Below are 14,865 nucleotides of genomic sequence, written 5' to 3'. Positions count from 1 at the left end.
AGGAGAAAACATGTCGAAAACCACCCGTGCGCTCAGCCTCGCAGCGCTGTCCGCACTGGCTGTCAGCGGCCTCGCGGCCCTGCCCGCCCAGGCCGCCGAGGGCGCGGTCCGGGGCGCTGACTCGGCCACCGCGGTGCCCGGCAGCTACCTGGTCGTGCTCAACGGCCACGCCGCCCCGGCCGGTTTGTCAGCCAAGGTGAACGCCCAGGTCAGACGAACATTCTCGGCCGCGCTCAACGGCTTCGAGGTCACCGCCGACGCCCGCGCCGCCCGCCGCCTGGCCGCGGACCCGAACGTGGCCTACGTGGAGCAGAACCAGGTGGTGTCGCTGACCGCCACCCAGCCCAACCCGCCGTCCTGGGGCCTGGACCGCATCGACCAGCGCAACCTCCCCCTGAACAACTCCTACACCTACTCCAACACCGCCGCGAATGTGCACATCTACATTCTCGACACCGGAATTCGGGCCACTCATCAGCAGTTCTCCGGCCGGGTCGGAAATGGCTACGACTTCGTCGACAACGACACCGACCCGGACGACGCCAACGGCCACGGCACGCACGTCGCCGGGACCGCGGCCGGCACCGGCTACGGCGTGGCCAAGGACGTGAGGCTGCACGGCGTCCGGGTACTCAACGCCCAGGGCAGCGGCACCACCGCGGGCGTGATCGCGGGCGTGGACTGGATCACCAAGAACGCGGTGAAGCCCGCGGTCGCCAACGTCAGCCTGGGCGGCGGCGTGTCCGCCGCCCTGGACGCCGCCGTGCAGCGCTCGATCACCTCCGGGGTGACCTACTCCATCGCCGCCGGCAACAACGGCGTGGACGCGGTGAACAACTCCCCGGCCAGGGTCGAGCAGGCCATCACGGTCGGCGCGACCAGTCGCACCGACACCAGGGCCAGCTGGTCCGCCTTCGGTCCCAGGGTCGACCTGTTCGCCCCCGGCGTGGACATCACCTCGTCCTGGCGCTCCGGCGACACCGCCACCTACACCGGCAGCGGCACCAGCTTCGCCGCCCCGCACGTCACCGGCGCCGCTGCCCTGTACCTGTCCGCCAACCCGGCCGCCACCCCGCAACAGGTCCGCGACGCCCTGGTCGCGGCCGCCACCCCGAACAAGGTCACCAGTCCCGGCGCGGGCAGCCCCAACCGCCTGCTGCACACCGGCTCCTGAGCCACGACGAAGGGAAACGCCCCCGGGACCCGGTCCCGGGGGCGTTGTCGTGGGTCAGACCGGGATGCCGTCCCAGCGGATGGCGAAGGTGCCGGGGCCGACGTCCTGGGCGGTGGCGTGCACCGAGCCGGCGGCCGAGACGGTGAGGGCCCGGCGGCGGGTGCCGGTTGGCGAGCTGAGCGGGCTGGTGACTTGGTAGGCGCGCTGTGGCAGGGCGTCCGGGTGGAAGCGGATCTCGGCCAGGTAGTCGCGGACCGGGCGGCGGAACTTGCGGCAGAACATCTCGCCCTGGCGGGGCGGCGAGCCTGCCGGGCTGAGGATCTCGAACTCCATCATCACCGTCTCGCCCCTGGCCAGCGGGGCGTCGAAGAGCAGTTCGGCGGCCATCAGCCCGCTCTCCGGGTCGACCGCGACCGTGCCCAACCGGCAGTGCCGCAAGGGGACCAGGCCGGCGGCCAGGCCGCGCGGGTGCCGGGGGTCGAAGACCACCAGCCAGCGGTCCGCGCCGTCGGCGTCGGCACGCAGCACCTGCTTGACCCGCAGGCTCCGCTGCCGTCCGTCCGCGCCGACTTCCACCAGGTCGTGCTGACTCAGCCTGGTCAGCAGGCCGTCCGAGTTGGTGTCCACAGTGGACAGTAGAGCGCCGAGGCGATCCGGGCGGGACCAGAGCTGTTCCACCGGGGGAGCAGGGACGGGGGTCATGGCGTGCCTGCCGCGCGGGCGGGGCGGGCCGACCAGGATGCGCAGCGCGGCCTCGGGCAGCCCGAGCACGGACTCCAGGTGCGCCAGCACCAGGAAGGAGTCCTCGCGTTCGGGCTGGCGGCGGCCGGACTGCCAGTTGCTCAGGGTCGCCACGCTCACCGCGGCGCCGCGGGCGCGTAATCGGTGCTGCACCCGGTCCAGGCTCAGGCCGCTGGCCTGGATCGCGGCGCGCAGCGCGGCCGGGAACGGGCCGGTGCGGAGCAGGGTGGGCAGGTCGGGGGAAACGGCCAGCGTCATGGAGTTGGTCCCGTGGGTCTCTGGTGGCAGGGGAGACTTGTGCTACGGGATCAGCGACAGGCCGCGGAAGCCACCCGGACGAGGTCGATGTGACCCCGGGTGGTCAGGAATGCCTGCGGTGCCATGGGTTTGACGCTAGGGGCGATCGTTTCGGGGTGTCAACGGGCTCTCAGTCCCTGGACGCCTGGCCGCGTTCCTGGTGGCCAGGTACGCAGCCAGGCTCGCCAGACGGCCCAGTGGCGGCGGGGAATGCGCTCTCCCGTGGCGGCGGGAGACCACAATCCTGGGCCAGCGCACCGACGATCGATGCGGGCCATCCGAGTGATGTGGTTACGCCATCCGCATCAGGCGCAGGTCAGCTTGGCCTCCGCCCAGTCCGCGTGGTCGTGGTTGATGTTGTCCCCGCCGTCGGTGACCACCAGCCGGAGCTGTTCCGCGCCACCGACATCCGCGGTGACCGCGGTCGGCCCGCCGGCCCCGGTGAGCACCCCGGTGGCCGCCTTCCGGACCCCGTCCGCGTGCACCTCGAACACCACCGAGCCGTTGCCGCCCGCCACCTCGTCGTCGATGCCGACCTGCGCGGTGAACGTGGAGCACCTGCGCCCCAGGTACACCGTGACCTCGCTGCGCGCGTGCACGCCGAGGCCCTTGGCGTAGGCGGTGCCGCCGATGGTCAGCGGCTTGCCGTCACCGGCGGCCTGGTTGCCGTTGCTGCGGTCCTGCTCCGCCGGGCCCCAGCCGTTGGCCACGCCCTGCCAGTCCAGGTCCGAGACCTGCGAGGTGCCCGCCGGTGGCGGGGTCTGCGCGCCGGTCCTGCTGACCCGGTACATCACCGTGCCGTGCGCGGGAACGGAGGCGCTGATCGCGCCGGTGCTGGTGCTGGTGGCCTTGGACCACAGGTCCTTGAGCCGGAAGTTGTTGCCGGACAGGCCGATCTCCGCGGCGGTGGTGCTGATGGTCCGGGCCGAGGAGTTCTCGTTGAACAGCGCCACCGCGACATCGCCGTTGGCCAGCGGCTTGGCGATCACGTACGTGCCGCCGGCTGCCTTGACCTGCCTGCCCTGCACGCCCTTGACGTCCTGGTCGACGTCGATGACGTCCTTGTTCAGCAGGGTGGCGAAGTTCTCCTGGCTGACCTTGCGCAGGTCCGCGCCGATCAGCAGCGGCGCGGCCATGATCGCCCACAGGCTGAAGTGCGAGCGGTACTCCGTCGGGGTCATGCCGCCGTTGCCGACCTCCAGCATGTCCGGGTCGTTCCACGCGCCAGGCTTGGCGTACTGGGCCAGCGGCAGGTTCTTCTTGAAGATCTGCACCATCTTGGCCCAGGTGTCGTTGATGTCACCGGTGGTGCGCCACAGGTTGCCCACGTCCTGCGCCCACTCCCAGGGCTTGTTCTGGCCCCACTCGCAGATGGAGAACACGATCGGGCGGCCGGTGGCCTTCAGCGCGTCGCGCATCTTGCGGTAGCGCTGTTTGGCGTCCACGCCCTGGTTGTTGCAGTTGTCATATTTGAGGTAGTCCACGCCCCAGGAGGCGAACAGCTTGGCGTCCTGCTCCTCGTGGCCGAGGCCGCCGGGGAAGCCGAGCGCGTTGCAGGTCTTGGTGCCCGCGCTGGTGTAGATGCCGAACTTGAGCCCCTTGCCGTGCACGTAGTCGGCGACGAACTTGATGCCGCGCGGGAACCGCTTCGGGTCGGGTTCCAGGTCGCCCTGGGCGTTGCGGCTGGTCTTGGCCCAGCAGTCGTCGATGTTGACGTAGGAGTAGCCCACGTCCTTGAGGCCCTTGCTGACGAAGATGTCGGCCATGTCCATGACCATCTTCTCGTTGAACTCCGCGCGGCAGTGCGTGGTGTTCCAGTTGTTGAAGCCCATCGGGGGTGTGCGGGCCAGTCCGTTCTCCAGTGCCTCGGCCTGCGGTGCGGCCACGGTGGTCAGCACGAACCCGGTCGCGGCGACCACGGTGGACGCCGCGGCCAGCACGGCCGTCAGTCTTCTGCGCACGATAACTCCTTGTCCGGCAACGGGTTTCGCGGCGGCGAGGTGACTAGGGCAGGCCCCACGGCTTGCCGGGGCTGGAAATCTTGACCGGTGCGATGGTCAGGTCCGGCAGCGCGCCCTGCGGGTGCACCACCGCGGTGCCGCCGCGCGGCAGGTCGATCTCGGCCACCCCGCCGGGCCGCTCGCGGAACAGGACCGGTGAGCCGTCCGGGCGGCTGACCTGGATCGGCCGCAGGATCCCGTGCCGCACCCGGCACGGCGAACCCGCCAAGCTGTGCAACAAAACCCACCGCGTCCGCCCGCCCTTGCGGACCGCGCTGACCTCGAACGCGCCCTCGGTGCGGAACTTGTCCACCGTGACATCGGCCCAGCCGCGCGGCACCGCCGGGAAGATCCGGATGAGCTCGCCCCAGCTCTGCACCAGCATGTCGTGCAAGGACTGCGCGGCCGACAGCGGCGTCTCCACCACCGGGCTGCCCTCGCGGTACATGGTGTTCTCGGTGACCGGGTACCTGGTGCTGGGGTCGAAGAACTTCAGCAGGTAGGCCAGCGCCTCGTCACCGCGGCCGAGCCCGGCCAGCATGGAAGCGGCCCCGGTGTAGCTGTAGCCGCGGTGCGCGCCCTGCAAGGCGTGCCAGTGCTTGATGGAGGTCTCGATCAGCGCGCGCTGGGCCGGGTCCTCGCCGGTGACCTCGTAGAGCGGGTACACCATCAGCAGGTGCGAGTAGTGCCGGTGCGACTTCTCATACGGCACCCCCGCGCCGATCATGAACCCGTTCTTGTCCTTCGGGTACGGCACCAGCTCGCGCAGCACCTGCCGCCACTTGGCCGCCAGCAGATCGTTCTTGCCGAGCTTCTCGTTGGCGTACAACAGGGTTCGGCAGCCCCAGCGGATCAGCGCCAGGTCGTAGTTGCAGTCCGGCGCGTTGCCGTACTCGGGGGAGTGGGTCTCCGGCAGGTGCAGCTTGCCGTCGGTGCCCGGCTTGAGGAAGTGCAGGTAGTAGTTGATGGCCCGGCGCAGGATCGGGAAGATCGTCTCGCGCAGGATCGAGCTGTCCATGGTGTGCCGGTAGGTCAGCCACACGTTGTGCAACGCCCAGGTCAGGTTGCCGACCTCGGGGCTGCCGCCGCCGTCGCCGGGCCTGGCCACGTAGCTGCCCTTGAGCGTGGTGCGGTCCGTGCTGCGGCCGACACCGGCCGAATCATGTTGGTACTCCGGGCGAACGTTCTTGATCAGCTGCGCCTGGTTGTCCCGCAGTGTGCTGGTGATCGCGTCCAGCTCGACGTGGTTGCTGCCGTGGATGAGCCAGTACTCCAGCTGCACGTTGAGGTTCCACCACACCGCGGGCCAGCCGGTCGGCTCGAACCACGGCCCGCAGGTGGCCATCACGGTGCCGCCCGCCCTGGTGCCGGTGGCGGTCTTGTACAGCTGGATCCACCAGAAGCTCTGCAACCGCTGGTCCGGCAGCGAGACAAAACTCTTGCGGTAGAAGGCGTGCCACCACTCCCGGTGGCTGGCGACCAGTCCGGCGACCCCGCTCGCGGCCGCCGCCCTGACCAGCGTGAGCGCCTCGGCCTCGGCGGTGCGCGCCGGGAAGCTGTGCGCCACCGCGAGCAGCAAGGTGTGCTCGCCGGAGGTCCAGGCCGGGTCCCGGTAGGCGGTCGCGGTCTGCCCACCGGCCAGCATCTCCTGCCGCACCACGTTTTCCGCGCCGCTGGTGTCCGGCACCGGGTCCGGGTTGGGGGTGTAGCCCGACGGCGGGCCGGGCCGGGTGCTGACCGCGGGTTCGGGGTGGAAGACCCAGCGCACCCGCTCACCGCCGCTGGGCGTCACCTGGGCCAGCAGCACCGAGCGGGTGGTGTGCACGAACGCGCGCAGCTTCAGCGTGCCCGCGGAAGTGGTGATGGTGCCGGTGAACTCGCCGTTCCACAGGTCCAGCCGCCAGTCCACGCCGGTGATGGCGCCCGCCGGTTCCAGGGTCAGGTGGCCCACCGGCAGGCGGCACACCCCGTGCCCGCTGCCGAACTGCGGCCGGTGGTCCTGCACCTCGGCGTGCTGCACGCTGAACCGGATCGCGTTGCGGCCGGGCTCCTTGCGGATGATCGAGCCGAGCCTGCCGTCGCCGAGGAACGGCCCCTGCCACCACTCGGCGGGCAGCGTCCGCCACACCGGGTCCTGCGCCGCCAGGAACCTCGCCCAGTCCACTTCGGACCCAGCGCTGTCGGCCACCGCCGCAGCAGTCGCCACTCCCGGCGCGGCCGCGCCCGCCACTCCGGCCGCCGCGGTGGCCGCCAGGAAGGTCCGCCGAGAAAGATCCCATCTCTGCTCATCCATCGACAAGCCTCTTCCGCTGACGTGGATGGGCCGATGGCGGCTTCGACCCCATTGTCGTGCACGAAGCTAGGAGGGTGGCCCCGGCGAGTCAATGCGCCGACCAGGTAAGAGATCGGATGTATAGGTTTTCGAACCGGACTGGCGCAGACTAAAAAGACCCCCGGTCCGCAGTGGACCGGGGGTCTAGTAGTCGCTGGTCAGCGGCTCGCGAGGGAGTCCTCGGCGGCGGCCAGCCACTCACGCCACTGCGCGGCCTGGGCCTCGGCCTCCTTGGCCTTGCGGTCGTTGCCCGCCGAGCGTGCCTTGGCCGCCTGCGACTCGAACTGCTCGACCCGCTCGCGGAACTGGGCGACCCTGGCCTCGGCCTCCGGGTCGGAGCGGCGCCACTGCGCGTCCACCGCGCCGCGCACCTTCTCCTCGATCGCGCGCAGCCGGCCCTCCAGCTCGCGGACCCGCTCCCTGGGCACCTTGCCGATCTCGTCCCAGCGCTCCTGCAGCTTGTACAGCTGGGCGCGCGCGGCCTCCAGGCCACCGGGACCGGCCGGGTCGATCTGCTCGGCCTCGGCCAGCAGCTCTTCCTTGCGCCGGGCGTTCTCGCCGAACTCGGCGTCCCGCTCGGAGAAGGCCTCGGAGCGGCGGGCGAAGAAGCGGTCCTGCGCGCCGCGGAAACGCTGCCAGAGCACGTCATCCGCGTCCTTGGGCGCCCGGCCGGCGGCCTTCCACTCCGTCATCAGGTCCTTGTAGCGGGTGGCCGTGTCGCCCCAGTCGTCGGAGTCGGCGATCCGCTCGGCCTCCTCCACGATCTCCTGCTTGCGCTGCTTCGCGGTGGCCCGCTGCCGGTCCAGGTCCGCGAAGTGCGAGCCGCGCCGCCGGTTGAAGGCGTCGCGGGCCTTGGCGAAGCGCCGCCACAGCTGCTCGTCGGTCTTGCGGTCGACCCCGCGCACGGCCTTCCACTCGTCCAGCATCTGGCGCAGCCGGTCCCCGGCCACCTTCCACTGGGTGGAGTCGTTGGCGATCTGCTCGGCCTCGTCGACCAGCGCCTGCTTCTTGGCCACCGCCTCGATCCGCGCGGCCTCCTTGGCGGCCTTGCCCGCCTCGACCGCGGCCTCGGCCTTGACGATCAGCGTCTCCAGCTTCGCGGCCAGCGACGCCAGGTCGCCGACCACGTGCGCCTCGGCCAGGCTGTCCTTGATCGTGCGCACGCTGGCCAGCGCCTGCTTCGGGTCACCGGCGCCGGAGGTCAGCCGGGTGTCCAGCAGCTCGACCTCGGTGCGCACGTCGTCGAAGCGGCGCGCGAAGTGCGCCAGCCCCTCGGCGGGCTCGCCCGCCTGCCACGACCCGACCGAACGCTCGCCCTCTTCGGTGCGCACGTACACGGTGCCATCGGCATCGACCCTGCCCCAGCGGCCTGGATCGTCGGACGCGACCGGCACCGATGGTGCCGGGCCCGCGCCGCCTGGGTGCTGCGCCGGTGTGGCCGCAGCTACAGTCGCCAGGTTCGTGTCCTGGTCCGTCATCGCCGGCTCCTCCTTGACTGCCCGCCTCGCTCGCCCGCGTCTGATCGCGGGCGCCCCGCAGCAGCGGGGCCAGTGCACGTCGCCGAGGACCGGCACTCGCGGTCCTCGACGCCGCATTCAAACAGGTCAGGGCCGCCCGTGGTACTCCTGGGCCAGGTTGTGACCTTGCTTTTGCCTACGGTCGGCCCTCGGCGAGCCCCACTAGCCTTGATGCTCGTGATCGCCCGAGTCGCCTTCGCGCCCCATCCACCCCTGTTGGTACCCGAACTGGTGACCGGCGCCGCCACCGAGACCGAAACGTTGCGCCAAGCCTGCCTGCGCGCCGCCCGCACCCTCACCGAGGTGGCCGAGGACTGGCTGGTGATAGCGGTTGACCAGGCCGGACCCGCCACCCTCGGGCCCGCGTCCAAGGGCACCTTCGCCGGGTTCGGCGTCGAGCTGGCGGTCGACCTGGGCGCGGGGGAGGGCCCGGCCGATCCGATGCTGCCGGTCCCGGCGCTGGTCGCGGGCTGGCTGCGCGCGCACGCGGGCGCACGTTCAGCGGAGGTGCGCCTGTTACCGCCCCAGCTGTCCCCGGCCGAGTGCCACGAACTGGGGACCCGGCTGGCCGCGGGCCCGGCCCGGACCGGCCTGTTCGTGCTCGCCGACTCCTCGGCCCGGCTCACCCCGCGCTCCCCGGTCCCGCCGGACGAGCGCGCGCCGGCCTTCGATGCGGCGGTCTCCGGCGCGCTGGCCGAGGGCGACCCGGCCCCGCTGGCCGCGCTGGACCCGGAGCTGGCCGTCGAGCTGTGGGCGCACGGCCGGGCCGCCTACCAGGTCGCCGCGGCGGCCACCGCCGGGCGGGACTGGCGGGCCGAGCTGCTGTACTCCGGCTGTCCCTACGGCGTCGGCTACCACGTGGCGACCTGGAGCTAGATTTACGCTGTCCGGGTGCCTCCACTGCGTCCGCTCGCGATCGTCGGCCCCACCGCCTCCGGCAAGTCGGGGCTGGGCGTGCGGCTGGCTCAGCGGCTGGGCGGCGAGGTGGTCAACGCGGACGCCTCCCAGCTCTACCGGGGCATGGACATCGGCACCGCCAAGCTCACCGAGGCCGAGCGGGAGGGCGTGCCGCACCACCTGCTCGACGTCCTGGAGGTCACCGAGACCGCCGCGGTGGCGGCCTACCAGCGCGCGGCCAGGGCGTGTGTGGAGCAGCTGCTGGCGGCGGGCCGGGTGCCGATCCTGGTCGGCGGGTCCGGGCTGTACGTGCAGTCCGTGCTGGACGACCTGGAGTTCCCCGGCACCGACCCCGACCTGCGCGCCGAGCTGGAGGCCGAGCTGGCCGAGGCCGGTTCGGCGGTGCTGCACGACCGGCTGGCCGAGCAGGACCCGGTGGCCGCCGCGGCCATCCTGCCCAGCAACGGGCGGCGGGTGGTGCGCGCGTTGGAGGTCATCCGGCTCACCGGGCAGCCGTTCTCCGCGACCCTGCCCACGCCGGGGCCGCCCCGCTACGACACGGTGATCATCGGCCTGGCCCCGGAGTTACCCGCGCTGGACGCCCGGATCGAGCAGCGCACGGCCGGGATGTTCGCGGCCGGGCTGGTCGAGGAGGTGCGCAAGCTGGAGGCGGTCGGGCTGCGCGAGGGGCTCACCGCGTCCAGGGCGCTGGGCTACCAGCAGGTGCTGGCCGCCTTCGACGGCGAACACGACCTGGCGACCGCGGCCGAGCTCACCACCAGGGCCACCCGGCGGTTCGTCCGGCGGCAGCGTTCCTGGTTCCGCAGGGACAAGCGCACGCACTGGTTCGACCCGGCGGACCCCGGCCTTGACCAGGCCGTGCTGGACGTAGTCTGAACGGGTGGCTGGTGTGGAGTTCGCCAAGTGGCACGGCACTGAGAACGACTTCGTGGTCCTGCCCGATGAGGACGGGGAACTGGAGCTGACCGAGGCGCTGGTGCGCGCGCTGTGCGACCGGCAGCGCGGGCTGGGTGCGGACGGGGTGCTGCGCGTGGTGCGCACCGCCAAGCTCACCGACGCCCCGGCCGGGGTCGACGCCGCCGAGTGGTTCATGGACTACCGCAACGCCGACGGCTCCATCGCCGAGATGTGCGGCAACGGCGTCCGGGTCTTCGCCCGCTACCTGGTCGACCAGGGTCTGGCCGAGGCAGGCGAGTTCGCGGTGGGCACCAGGGCCGGTATCCGGCCGGTGCGCACGCACGCCGACGGCACGGTCACCGTGGACATGGGCCCGGTCACCGTGTTCGGCCGCTCCACCGCCACCCTGGGCGGCCGGGAGTACCCGGGGGTCGCGGTCGACGTGGGCAACCCGCACCTGGTCTGCCCGCTGGACGGCGGGCTGGACGAGCTCGACCTGAGCACCGCGCCCGGCCACGACCCCGCGGTGTTCCCGCGCGGGGTCAACGTGGAGTTCGTGCGCACCCTGGCCCCCGGCGCGCTGCGCATGCGGGTCTACGAGCGCGGCGTGGGGGAGACCCGCTCCTGCGGCACCGGCACGGTGGCCACCGCGGCCGCCGCGCTGCACCTGACCGGGCGCAGCACCGGCGAGGTCACCGTGGACATCCCCGGCGGCCAGGTCAGGGTCGCGGTGGAGGCCCAGCGGGCCACGCTCACCGGCCCCGCGGTCGAGGTCGCCAGGGGTGCGCTGGCTCAGTCCTGGTGGGACTCGGTCCGCGCGTCGTAGCCCGCGCGGGCCAGGTACACCTCGTCCATGTTGGCCTCGGCCCACAGCTTGAGCTGCTGCACGGTGGCGCGCAGGCTGGCGCCCAGCGGGGTCAGCGAGTAGTCCACCCGCACCGGCACCGACGGGGTCACCTCGCGGGTGACCAGGCCGTCACGCTCCAGCGTGCGCAGGGTCTGGGTGAGCATCTTCTGGCTGATCCCGGCCAGTTTGCGGGAGAGCTCGTTGTACCGGCGCGGCCCGTCCTCCAGCGCGCACAGCAGCAGGGTGACCCACTTGTCGCTGATCCGGTCCAGCAGGTTCCGGGTCGGGCAGGCCGACAGATAGGCGTCGTAGGCCTCGCGCTCGGCTTCTCTGCGCTGGGCCGCGGTCAGCGTGGCCATCGCTCTCCTTCGGGTTAGGTACGCACTTTGAGGTACGTACTTCCCGATGGAGAGTAGCTCACTCTAAGTTTTGGGTCATGCGAGCGATTCTGATCAAGAAGTTCGGCGGCCCCGAGGTGCTGGAGGTCGCGGAGGTGGCCGTGCCCGAGCCCGGCGCGGGCCAGGTGCGGATCAAGGTGGAGGCGGCCGCCCTCAACCCGGTGGACCTGCTCAGCGCGAACGGGTTCTTCGTGAAGCTGAACCGGCTGGCGCAGCTGGATGCCTACGGCGTGGGCTGGGACGTGGCCGGGGTGGTGGACGCGGTCGGCGAGGGCGTCACCGGCTACGCGGCCGGCGACCGGGTGATCGGCCTGTCCGACCAGCTGGACCGGGTGCCGGACGTGCAGGCCGAGTACGCGGTGCTGCCCGCGACCGACCTGGCCCCGTTCCCGGCGGGCAAGACCGCCGCGGAGGCGGCCAGCCTGCCGCTGAACTCGCTGACCGCGGACCAGGCCATCGACCTGCTGGAGCTGCCGGCGGGCAGCACGCTGCTGGTCACCGGCGCGGCGGGCGGGGTCGGCGGGTACGCGGTGGAGCTGGGCACGGCGCGCGGGCTGCGGGTGATCGCCACCGCCGGCGCGGCCGACGAGGAGCTGGTGCGCGGCTTCGGCGCGGCCGAGTTCATCCCGCGTGGCGCGTCGCTGACCACGTTCGGGCAGGTGGACGGCGTGATCGACGCGGCGAAGGTGGGGGAGGCGGCGCTCGCCGCGGTGCGTGACGGCGGCGGTTTTGTCAGCGTGGACGGCAGCAAGCCGGAGAGTGACCGGGACGTGCGGCTGCTCGCGGTGCTGGTCACCGCGGACGGGGCCCGGCTGACCGAGCTGTCCGAGCTGGTGGCCAAGGGCGAGCTGAGCGTGCGGGTGGCCGAGGTGCTGCCGTTCGAGCGGGTCACCGAGGCCTACACCAAGCTGGCCGCCGGTGGGTACCGCGGCCGGATCGTGCTGGCCCCCTGAGTCACCCGTTTGGGTCACCCATCAGGTGGTGGGTGACCCAAAACCCTCGCTTCGCCCCGGAAATCGCTGGCGGAACGTGGGACACTGGGTGGCGTATGACGGAATTCATGACACAGGCCGACGAGACGGACATCCTCTCGACCGGCGAGATGGAACTGGCCGACCGTGCCGCGCTCCGCAGGGTCGCCGGGCTGTCCACCGAACTCGCGGACATCAGCGAGGTCGAGTACCGGCAGCTCCGGCTCGAGCGGGTAGTGCTGGTCGGCGTGTGGACCGAGGGCGACGCCGAGGAGGCGGAAGCCTCGCTCGCGGAGCTGGCCCGGCTGGCCGAGACCGCGGGCGCGGAGGTCCTGGAAGGACTCATCCAGCGCCGCCAGAAACCGGACCCGGCCACCTACATCGGCTCGGGCAAGGTCCTGGAGCTGCGCGAGTCGGTCATCGCGACCGGCGCCGACACGGTCATCTGCGACGGTGAGCTCTCGCCCGGCCAGCTGCGTCAGCTGGAGGAGAAGCTCAAGGTCAAGGTGGTCGACCGGACCGCGCTGATCCTGGACATCTTCGCCCAGCACGCCAGCTCCCGGGCCGGCAAGGTGCAGGTCGAGCTGGCCCAGCTGCAGTACCTGCTGCCCAGGCTGCGCGGCTGGGGTGAGTCGCTGTCCAGGCAGGCCGGTGGCCGCGCCGGTGGCAACGCCGGTGTGGGTCTGCGTGGTCCCGGTGAGACCAAGCTGGAGACCGACCGCAGGCGGATCACCAAGCGGATGGCCAAGCTGCGCAAGGAGATCCGTGCGATGGGCACGGTCAGGGAGACCAAACGCGGCATGCGGGTGGCCAACCTGGTGCCGAACGTGGCCATCGCCGGGTACACCAACGCGGGCAAGTCCAGCCTGCTCAACGCGCTCACCAACGCCGGTGTGCTGGTCGAGGACGCGCTGTTCGCGACCCTGGACCCGACCACCCGGCGCGCGGTGACCCCGGACGGCCGCGGCTTCACCCTGACCGACACGGTCGGCTTCGTGCGGCACCTGCCGCACCAGCTGGTCGAGTCCTTCCGCTCCACCCTGGAGGAGGTCGCCGACGCGGACCTCATCCTGCACGTGGTGGACGGTTCGGACCCGCTGCCGGAGCGTCAGGTCTCCGCGGTGCGCGAGGTCTTCACCGAGATCATCGCCAACCGGGACACCCCGATGCCGCCGGAGATCCTGGTGGTGAACAAGCTGGACCAGGCCGATGAGCTGACCGCGACGCGACTGCGCCACCTGTTCCCGGACGCGGTGTTCGTCTCCGCGCACACCGGAGCGGGCATCGACTCCCTGCGCGCCCTGCTCGCCGACCGCATCCCGCGGCCGGAGGTCCTGGTGGAGCTGCTCATCCCGTACAGCAGGGGCGAGCTGGTCTCCCGGGTGCACACCGAGGGCGAGGTGCTGACCGAGAAGCACACCGAGGACGGCACCGAGCTGCGCGCCAGGGTCAAGCCGGAACTGGCAGGTCAACTCGGCGAGTTCGCGGACCACCGGGCGTGATGAGAAGGCTGCTGACCCGCACAACAGCGCTGCTGGCAACAATGGCAGCGCTGTTGTGCATGTCGGCGGCCCCGGCCCTGGCCGCCGACCCCCCAGCCCCGGTCGAGAAGTGCCGCTACACCGACAAACGCCTGAAGGAGCTCAGCGGCCTGGCCAGCGACGGCAAACGCTGGTACGCCATGGCCGACGGCGGCTCCCGTCTCCAGGTCCTGGTGCTCACCCCGGACTGCAAGGTCGAGCGCGCCATCACCAACGCCACCGACCCCTTCGACGTCGAAGACCTGGCCCGAGCCGCCGACGGCACCCTCTGGCTGGCTGACACCGGCGACAACGGCAAAAAACGCGACAACATCGCCCTGCACGCCCTGACCCCCAACGGCAAGGCGACCCTCTACCGCCTGACCTACCCCGACGGCCCCCACGACGCCGAGGCCCTGCTGCTGGACCGCAAAGGCACCCCGTACATCGTCACCAAGGAGCCCTTCGCCCCGGCGGGCATCTACCGCCCCAGCAAGGCACTGACGGCTCCCGGCCCCACCGCGCTGGAAAAGGTCGGCACCATCCGCATCACCACCACCAGCACCCCCGGCGGCCCAGTAGGCGGCATCGGCTCAGTCCTGGTAACCGGCGGCGCGGTAAACCAAGACGGCACCATGGCCGCCCTGCGCACTTATACGGACGCCCTCCTGTTCCCAGCCCCCGACGGCGACCTGGCCGAAGCCCTGAAACGCGACCCGGTGCGAGTCCCCCTGCCAAACGAGTCCCAGGGCGAAGCCATCGCATTCGAACCAGACGGCACCCTGCTCTCCGGCTCCGAGGAAATGGACCCCATCAGAGCGGTCCCCGGCGCGGTGAAGTTCGCCAGTGGCAATGCCCCCGCCCCGGCCCAGAAGTCGGAGACGAAGGCACCGAACGGCACCGGGAACCAGGCAGCGGGCCAACCCACAGAAGAGGGCGGCGGAGGCGGCACGTCTTGGGGCGCGATCCTGCTGGCCGGAGTTGGCGCGGCCGCAGTGGTTTTCCTGGTTAGCCGCACGCGAAAAGCGAAGCGGTAGCGAGCAAGGACCAGCGACGGACTCGCGGCGGGCTGGCTTTTCGAAAACCTGTCCGAAGTCTTGAGGTTCCCCATGCCCGTCAACCTGGAGAAAACGAACCACATCCCAGCCCACGGACGCACACAGCAACCGCCGCCAAGGCCACGCAACGCAAGGGCGGCCGTGGGCTGGGATGTGGTTTGATTTCGGAGGGTTGACGGGCATGGGGAACCTCAA

Annotated in this window: 13 protein-coding genes; 7 read left to right on the top strand and 6 right to left on the bottom strand. The window is 71.4% G+C overall.

Features of this window, described 5'->3' with window-relative positions:
- Nucleotides 1-10 precede the first annotated feature (10 nt).
- Nucleotides 11-1,174, top strand: coding sequence for a S8 family peptidase (locus ACWDY5_RS33620; protein WP_449726168.1), 1,164 nt, complete (start codon nt 11-13; stop codon nt 1,172-1,174).
- A 54-nt stretch (nt 1,175-1,228) separates the two neighbouring features.
- Here ACWDY5_RS33620 and ACWDY5_RS33615 read toward each other — a convergent pair whose 3' ends face one another.
- From ACWDY5_RS33615 to ACWDY5_RS33595, 5 genes are all read right to left on the bottom strand, one after another.
- The gene (locus tag ACWDY5_RS33615) at nt 1,229-2,173 is read right to left on the bottom strand and encodes a helix-turn-helix domain-containing protein (RefSeq protein WP_449726167.1); all 945 of its coding nucleotides are present in this window, start codon (nt 2,171-2,173) and stop codon (nt 1,229-1,231) included.
- A gap of 50 nt (nt 2,174-2,223) precedes the next feature.
- Nucleotides 2,224-2,298, bottom strand: a complete 75-nt coding sequence (locus tag ACWDY5_RS33610) for a putative leader peptide (RefSeq protein WP_374213349.1) — start codon at nt 2,296-2,298, stop codon at nt 2,224-2,226.
- Between the two features lie 219 nt (nt 2,299-2,517).
- Complete coding sequence (locus tag ACWDY5_RS33605; protein ID WP_449726209.1) at nt 2,518-4,044, bottom strand: NPCBM/NEW2 domain-containing protein; 1,527 nt, start codon at nt 4,042-4,044, stop codon at nt 2,518-2,520.
- A gap of 172 nt (nt 4,045-4,216) precedes the next feature.
- Nucleotides 4,217-6,505, bottom strand: coding sequence for a glycosyl hydrolase family 95 catalytic domain-containing protein (locus ACWDY5_RS33600; protein ID WP_449726166.1), 2,289 nt, complete (start codon nt 6,503-6,505; stop codon nt 4,217-4,219).
- A 197-nt stretch (nt 6,506-6,702) separates the two neighbouring features.
- Complete coding sequence (locus ACWDY5_RS33595; protein ID WP_449726165.1) at nt 6,703-8,022, bottom strand: DUF349 domain-containing protein; 1,320 nt, start codon at nt 8,020-8,022, stop codon at nt 6,703-6,705.
- 210 nt (nt 8,023-8,232) lie between these two features.
- On the opposite strand from ACWDY5_RS33595, the gene ACWDY5_RS33590 reads away from it, so the two are divergent.
- Genes ACWDY5_RS33590 through dapF form a run of 3 tightly spaced genes read left to right on the top strand, consistent with a single transcriptional unit; the run spans nt 8,233 to nt 10,702 of the window.
- Complete coding sequence (locus ACWDY5_RS33590) at nt 8,233-8,937, top strand: hypothetical protein (protein WP_449726164.1); 705 nt, start codon at nt 8,233-8,235, stop codon at nt 8,935-8,937.
- Nucleotides 8,938-8,961: 24 nt separating this feature from the next.
- Entirely contained in the window at nt 8,962-9,855 is an 894-nt protein-coding gene (miaA, locus tag ACWDY5_RS33585; protein ID WP_449726208.1) for a tRNA (adenosine(37)-N6)-dimethylallyltransferase MiaA, read from the top strand.
- Between the two features lie 4 nt (nt 9,856-9,859).
- Nucleotides 9,860-10,702: a diaminopimelate epimerase gene (gene dapF, locus ACWDY5_RS33580; protein ID WP_449726163.1), complete on the top strand. Its 843-nt coding sequence runs from the start codon at nt 9,860-9,862 to the stop codon at nt 10,700-10,702.
- Here dapF and ACWDY5_RS33575 read toward each other — a convergent pair.
- Nucleotides 10,669-11,082 (bottom strand): winged helix-turn-helix transcriptional regulator, encoded by a 414-nt coding sequence (locus ACWDY5_RS33575; protein WP_449726162.1) that lies wholly within the window; start codon nt 11,080-11,082, stop codon nt 10,669-10,671. The two genes, dapF and ACWDY5_RS33575, sit on opposite strands and share 34 nt — an antisense overlap.
- A 77-nt stretch (nt 11,083-11,159) precedes the next feature.
- Here ACWDY5_RS33575 and ACWDY5_RS33570 point away from each other — a divergent pair, with 77 nt between their 5' ends.
- The 3 genes from ACWDY5_RS33570 to ACWDY5_RS33560 all read left to right on the top strand — a co-directional run bounded on the left by ACWDY5_RS33570 (nt 11,160) and on the right by ACWDY5_RS33560 (nt 14,649).
- Nucleotides 11,160-12,074: an NADP-dependent oxidoreductase gene (locus ACWDY5_RS33570; RefSeq protein WP_449726161.1), complete on the top strand. Its 915-nt coding sequence runs from the start codon at nt 11,160-11,162 to the stop codon at nt 12,072-12,074.
- A gap of 107 nt (nt 12,075-12,181) precedes the next feature.
- Nucleotides 12,182-13,594, top strand: coding sequence for a GTPase HflX (gene hflX, locus ACWDY5_RS33565; protein ID WP_252486312.1), 1,413 nt, complete (start codon nt 12,182-12,184; stop codon nt 13,592-13,594).
- A 59-nt stretch (nt 13,595-13,653) separates the two neighbouring features.
- The gene (locus ACWDY5_RS33560; RefSeq protein ID WP_449726160.1) at nt 13,654-14,649 is read left to right on the top strand and encodes a hypothetical protein; all 996 of its coding nucleotides are present in this window, start codon (nt 13,654-13,656) and stop codon (nt 14,647-14,649) included.
- The last annotated feature ends 216 nt before the right edge of the window (nt 14,650-14,865 follow it).

It is taken from the genome of Crossiella sp. NPDC003009 (assembly GCF_053591555.1).
Note: the sequence above shows the minus strand (reverse complement) of the source record. Positions and strands in the feature narration are given on the sequence as shown.

Coding starts and splice junctions, on each gene's coding strand:
- ACWDY5_RS33560 (WP_449726160.1), top strand. CDS start 13,654: ATGTCGGCGGCCCCGGCCCTGGCCGCCGACCCCCCAGCCCCGGTCGAG.
- ACWDY5_RS33595 (WP_449726165.1), bottom strand. CDS start 8,022: ATGACGGACCAGGACACGAACCTGGCGACTGTAGCTGCGGCCACACCG.
- hflX (WP_252486312.1), top strand. CDS start 12,182: ATGACACAGGCCGACGAGACGGACATCCTCTCGACCGGCGAGATGGAA.
- ACWDY5_RS33615 (WP_449726167.1), bottom strand. CDS start 2,173: ATGACGCTGGCCGTTTCCCCCGACCTGCCCACCCTGCTCCGCACCGGC.
- ACWDY5_RS33575 (WP_449726162.1), bottom strand. CDS start 11,082: ATGGCCACGCTGACCGCGGCCCAGCGCAGAGAAGCCGAGCGCGAGGCC.
- ACWDY5_RS33590 (WP_449726164.1), top strand. CDS start 8,233: ATGCTCGTGATCGCCCGAGTCGCCTTCGCGCCCCATCCACCCCTGTTG.
- ACWDY5_RS33620 (WP_449726168.1), top strand. CDS start 11: ATGTCGAAAACCACCCGTGCGCTCAGCCTCGCAGCGCTGTCCGCACTG.
- ACWDY5_RS33600 (WP_449726166.1), bottom strand. CDS start 6,505: ATGGATGAGCAGAGATGGGATCTTTCTCGGCGGACCTTCCTGGCGGCC.
- ACWDY5_RS33570 (WP_449726161.1), top strand. CDS start 11,160: ATGCGAGCGATTCTGATCAAGAAGTTCGGCGGCCCCGAGGTGCTGGAG.
- ACWDY5_RS33605 (WP_449726209.1), bottom strand. CDS start 4,044: ATGGGCTTCAACAACTGGAACACCACGCACTGCCGCGCGGAGTTCAAC.